6 protein-coding genes are annotated in these 4,987 nt (G+C 67.8%); 4 read left to right on the plus strand and 2 right to left on the minus strand.

Annotated features, from left to right (window positions below; translation table 11 throughout):
* Positions 1–159: 159 nt before the first annotated feature.
* Entirely contained in the window at positions 160–1,224 is a 1,065-nt protein-coding gene (locus AB0M20_RS26905; protein WP_364302798.1) for an aldo/keto reductase, read from the minus strand.
* Between the two features lie 19 nt (positions 1,225–1,243).
* Positions 1,244–2,047, minus strand: coding sequence for an SDR family NAD(P)-dependent oxidoreductase (locus AB0M20_RS26910; protein ID WP_364302800.1), 804 nt, complete (start codon positions 2,045–2,047; stop codon positions 1,244–1,246).
* A gap of 72 nt (positions 2,048–2,119) precedes the next feature.
* Between AB0M20_RS26910 and AB0M20_RS26915 the strand changes: the two genes are divergently transcribed.
* From AB0M20_RS26915 to AB0M20_RS26930, 4 genes are all read left to right on the plus strand, one after another.
* Positions 2,120–3,304: a zinc-dependent alcohol dehydrogenase gene (locus tag AB0M20_RS26915; RefSeq protein WP_364302802.1), complete on the plus strand. Its 1,185-nt coding sequence runs from the start codon at positions 2,120–2,122 to the stop codon at positions 3,302–3,304.
* 27 nt (positions 3,305–3,331) lie between these two features.
* Complete coding sequence (locus AB0M20_RS26920; protein ID WP_364302804.1) at positions 3,332–3,850, plus strand: LURP-one-related family protein; 519 nt, start codon at positions 3,332–3,334, stop codon at positions 3,848–3,850.
* Positions 3,851–3,933: 83 nt separating this feature from the next.
* Positions 3,934–4,500: a copper resistance CopC family protein gene (locus AB0M20_RS26925; protein ID WP_364302806.1), complete on the plus strand. Its 567-nt coding sequence runs from the start codon at positions 3,934–3,936 to the stop codon at positions 4,498–4,500.
* Positions 4,501–4,727: 227 nt separating this feature from the next.
* On the plus strand, positions 4,728–4,987 hold a 260-nt coding region (locus tag AB0M20_RS26930; protein ID WP_364302808.1), incomplete at its 3' end, for a sigma factor.

Genomic DNA, 4,987 nt, shown 5'->3' on the forward strand with positions numbered 1-4,987 from the left:
CTTATGTTATAAGGTATATTACCAAATATTTTATAGGATTGGTTTTTAGGAAATTTAAACTGCACCGGTCCATCGGCCACACGCTACCGGCGCGCCCCCGGCCGCGCGCGTGGGGAGCGCTCGGCTGGGGACAACGCCGCGAAAATGTGGTGCGACGGGTCAGGCGGTGCGACGGCGCCGCTTGAACGGGTCGGTCAGGGACGGCGGCTGGTAGCCGGCGTCGACCGGGTTGAAGTTCGTGCCCGGCGGCACGATCTTGTCGATGCGGTCGAGCAGCTCCGGCGTCACCGTGAGATCGACCGCGCCGAGCTGGGTCTCCAGCTGGTCCATCGTGCGCGGTCCGATGATCGGCGCGGTCACCGCCGGGTGCTGCAGCACGAAGGCGATGGCCAGGTGCACCAGCGTCGTGCCGGCTTCCTCGGCAAGCGTCGCCAGCTCGTCGGCCGCGTCCAGCTTGCGCTGGTTGACCTCGAGCGACATGTCGTACCGGGCCGGCATGCGCTTGGCCCGATTGGTGTCCGGCGTGCCGGAGGCCTTGCGGAACTTGCCGCTCAGCCAGCCGCCGGCCAGCGGGCTCCACGGGATCACGCCGAGGCCGTACTGCTCGGCGACCGGCAGGACGTCGGCCTCGATGCCCCGGACCAGGATCGAATACGGCGGCTGCTCGGTGACGTACCGGCCCAGGCCGAGCCGCTGCGCCGTCCACTGACCCTCGACGATCCGCCAGGCCGGGTACGTCGACGAGCCGAAGGCCCGGATCTTGCCCTGCCGCTGCAGGTCGGTCAGCGCCGAGAGGGTTTCCTCGTCGCTGGTGTCCGGGTCCGGCCGGTGGATCTGGTAGAGGTCGATGTAGTCGGTGTTCAGCCTGCGCAGGCTGTTCTCGACCTCGCGGAAGATCCAGCGGCGCGAGTTGCCCTGCTGGTTGGGGTCGCCCCCGGCGCCGGGTGCGGCGTCGACGGGTACGCCCATCTGGCCGTGCACCTTCGTCGCGAGGATCACGTCGTCACGCTTGCCGCCGGACAACGCCTTGCCGACGATGACCTCCGACTCACCTTGCGAGTAGACGTCGGCCGTGTCGATGAAGTTGATCCCCGCGTCCAGGGCCCGATGGATGATCTTGATGGACGCATCGTGGTCCGGCTCGCCCCAGGCGCCGAACATCATGGCGCCGAGGCAGAGCGGGCTGACGTGCATACCGGTACGTCCGAGGCTGCGATACTCCATGGTCCGAACCTATGCCGTGTTACTCGGCGCTGCCCGGCTCGGCCATCTTGCGGTGCATCTGCGCCTTCGCGGCGTCCGGCATCACCTTCGACGCGGCGCCCTGCACCTTCGTCTTCATCGAGCCGGCGACGACCTTCTCCTTGCCCTTCATCAGCGCCTCGAAGCCCTGCTTCGCGACCACGGCGGGGTCGTCCTTCTTGCTCGCGCCGACGTTGGTGTCGAGCATGTCGGCCCGCTCGAAGAACTGGGTGTCGGTGGGGCCGGGCATCAGCGAGGTGATGGTGATGTCGGTGTCCTTGAGCTCGTTGCGCAGCGCTTCGGCGAAGGACTGCACGAACGACTTCGAGGCGTTGTACACGGCCTGGTAGGTGCCGGGCATCATCGACGCGATCGACGAGGTGAACAGCACGTCGCCGGCGTTGCGGGCGACCATGTCGGGCAGCACCCGCTTGGCCAGGTGGACGGTCGAGGTGACGTTGACGTCGATGACGTTCAGCTCGTCCTTGAGGTCGGTCTGCCGGGCGAAGTCGCCGCCGATGCCACGGCCCGCGTTGAGCGCGATGGCGTCGACCGGGCGGCCGGTCTCGAGGATCGCCGCGTAGAGCGCCTCGACGCCGTCGTAGGTGGCGAGGTCGGCGCGGACCGCGAGTACCTGGTTCTGCCCGTCTCGCCGGAAGTCGGCGGCGGCCTGCTCGATGCCGTCGTCCTCGGCCGTGATCAGCAGGTCGTACCCGTGCTCGGCGAACTGCTTGGCCAGCTCGAAGCCGATGCCGCTGGAGGCGCCGGTCACCACTGCGAAAGGATTGCCGGTGGGAGTAGTCATGTCTTCGGCGTGCCCCGCAAGCGCCCGGTTATTCGTGCATATCGCCGCCCGGACGGGGCACGACAAAGGGTTATGAAAGCTTTGACCTGGCAGGGCACCGGCAAGGTGTCCGTCGAGACGGTTCCGGACCCGAAGATCCAAGAGCCCACCGACGCGATCGTGCGGATGACCTCCACGGCGATCTGCGGCTCCGACCTTCACCTCTACGACGTGCTGGGCATGTACCTGGACAAAGGTGACGTCCTCGGACACGAGCCGATGGGCATCGTCGAGGAGGTCGGCGCCCAGGTCACCCACATCAAGCCCGGCGACCGGGTGGTGATCCCGTTCAACATCTCCTGCGGGCACTGCTGGATGTGCGCCAAGGGCTTCTTCGCCCAGTGCGAGACCACCCAGGTACGCGAGCAGGGCAAGGGCGCGTCGCTGTTCGGCTACACCAAGCTGTACGGCCAGGTGCCCGGCGGCCAGGCCGAGTACCTTCGCGTGCCGCAGGCGCAGTTCGGCCCGATCAAGGTGCCGGACGGCCACCCCGACGAGCGCTACCTCTTCCTCTCCGACGTGCTCACCACGTCGTGGCAGGCCGCGAAGTACGCCGACATCGAGCCGGGCGACACGGTGCTGGTCACCGGGCTCGGGCCGATCGGCCAGATGTCCGCCCGGATCGCCCGCCACCTCGGCGCCGGCCGCGTGATCGCGATCGACAGCGTGCCCGAGCGGCTGGCGATGGCCGAGCGCAACGGCATCGAGACGATCGACTTCGGCAAGGTCGACGACGTGACCGCCGCGGTCATGGACATGACCGACGGCCGGGGCGCCGACGGCGTGATCGAGGCGGTCGGCATGGAGGCGCACGGCACGCCGTTCCAGTCGGCGGCGATGAAGGCCGCCGGGCTGCTGCCCGACCCGATCGCCCGCAAGGCCACCGAGACCTTCGGGGTGGACCGGATGGCCGCGCTGCGGACCGCCTTCTCCACCGTGCGGCGGGCCGGGACGATCTCGATCATCGGTGTCTACGGCGGCGAGGCCGACCCGTTCCCGATGATGGACCTGTTCGACAAGGGCGTCACGATGCGGATGGGTCAGGCACACGTCAAGCGCTGGGTCGACGACATCATGCCGTTGCTGACCGGCGACAGCGACCCGCTGGGCGTGGACGACCTGACCACGCACCGGCTGCCGCTCGATGAGGCGCCGCACGCGTACGAGATCTTCAAGAAGAAGGAAGACGGCTGCATCAAGGTCGTGCTGAAGCCGTAGTTCGCCGGCGGTACTACGCTGCGCCGCATGTTTGTGATCCGGGAGCGGTTCTTCAGCATCGGGGACGACTTCGACGTGCTGGACGAGCACGGCACGAGGCTGTTCCACGTCGACGGCAAGGTGTTCAGTGCCCGCAACCGGGTGGTGATCGAGGATCCGTCGGGCGAGGAGGTCGCCAGCGTGCACCGGCACCTGGTGGCTCTTCGCCCGACGTACGAGATCCGGATCGGCGGGGAGAAGGCGGCCGAGGTACGCAAGAAGCTGTTCACCCCGTTCCGCGAGAAGTTCGCCATCGACGTGCCCGGCCCGGACGACCTCGAGATGAGGGGCGACCTGCTCGATCACGAGTACACGATCGAGCGCGGCGGGCAGGAGGTGGCCGCGGTCTCGAAGCGCTGGCTGACCATCCGGGACACGTACGCGGTGCAGAGCTCCGCCGGGGTCGACCCGCTGCTGATCCTGTGCAGCGTGCTCGCGCTGGACCTGGCGCTGGCCCGCGACGAGAAGAAGGACGAGAAGAAGAAGGAACAGGAAGAGGACGACTGACGGGAACTCCCGGGCCCGCTCCCGCGACCAACGCAGGATGGTTGGATCGGCGAGCAAGTACTGACCGGATAAGAGGACCCCGCATGCGCATCGCCCGTCTCGTCGCCGCCGCCGTCGCCGCGACCGCCCTCGTCGTCGTGACCACCGGCGGCCCGGCCCTGGCGCACAACTCGCTGACCAAGGCGGTGCCGGACAAGAACGCGACGGTCAAGAAGCCACCGGCCGCCGTCGAGCTGACCTTCCTGCAGAAGGTGGACCCGAAGTTCCTCACCATCGTGGTGACCGACGCGCAGAAGCAGAAGGTGCCCGCCGCGGCGGCCGAGGCGGACGGGAAGAAGGGGACGCTCCCGCTCACCGGCGACCTGGCCAACGGCACGTACCAGGTGGCCTACCGGGTGGTATCCGAGGACGGGCACCCGGTGCAGGGCTCGTACACGTTCACCGTCGCCGCCCCGACCGTGACCTCGGCCGCACCGTCGGTTTCCCCCGATCCGGTGGTTTCGTCGCCGGTTCCGGCCGCCGCTCCGTCGACCGTCGCGGCGGCGGACACCTCGGACGACGGGCCCGGTTGGGCACTTATCGCCGCAATCATCGCCGGACTGCTGGTCATCGGGCTGGGAGCGCTCTTCGTCGCGCGCCGACGGTCGTGATCCACTATCCAAAGTGACCGGATTGCTACGTAAAGTGACTCATACTTTCGGCTAGTCAGGCCTCGTCCTCTCAGCTAAGGTCTCCTTAACTGAACGGCCAAGCATGCGTGCCCAACGACAAGAAGTGATCGTCAATGGGTAAGCGGAACGCTGATAGCGATACCTGCTCCACCCGGGCCCAGCACCATCGGGCCGGCTCTCCGGACAGGTGACAGGGAGGACTCAGCATGACCGTCACAAGCACCGCAACACCGGCACTTACCGAGGCGCCCGCCGAGAGCGCGACCGACCTGCTCAACGCCATGGCCGCGATGCCGGTCGGGCACCCCTCGCGGGCGAGTCTGCGCGATCGGGCGATCGAGGCCTGGCTGCCCCTGGCCCGCCACCTCGCGCACCGCTACTCCGGCCGCGGCGAACCCACCGACGACCTGATCCAGACCGCCACCGTCGGCCTGATCAAAGCCGTCGACAAATTCGACCCCGACCG

The organism is Actinoplanes sp. NPDC051633 (genome assembly GCF_040681735.1).
Taxonomy (GTDB): Bacteria; Actinomycetota; Actinomycetes; order Mycobacteriales; family Micromonosporaceae; genus Actinoplanes.

Excerpts from the sequence above, each read along its gene's own strand:
- AB0M20_RS26905 (WP_364302798.1), bottom strand. The coding sequence starts at position 1,224 with ATGGAGTATCGCAGCCTCGGACGTACCGGTATGCACGTCAGCCCGCTC.
- AB0M20_RS26910 (WP_364302800.1), bottom strand. The coding sequence starts at position 2,047 with ATGACTACTCCCACCGGCAATCCTTTCGCAGTGGTGACCGGCGCCTCC.
- AB0M20_RS26915 (WP_364302802.1), top strand. The coding sequence starts at position 2,120 with ATGAAAGCTTTGACCTGGCAGGGCACCGGCAAGGTGTCCGTCGAGACG.
- AB0M20_RS26920 (WP_364302804.1), top strand. The coding sequence starts at position 3,332 with ATGTTTGTGATCCGGGAGCGGTTCTTCAGCATCGGGGACGACTTCGAC.
- AB0M20_RS26925 (WP_364302806.1), top strand. The coding sequence starts at position 3,934 with ATGCGCATCGCCCGTCTCGTCGCCGCCGCCGTCGCCGCGACCGCCCTC.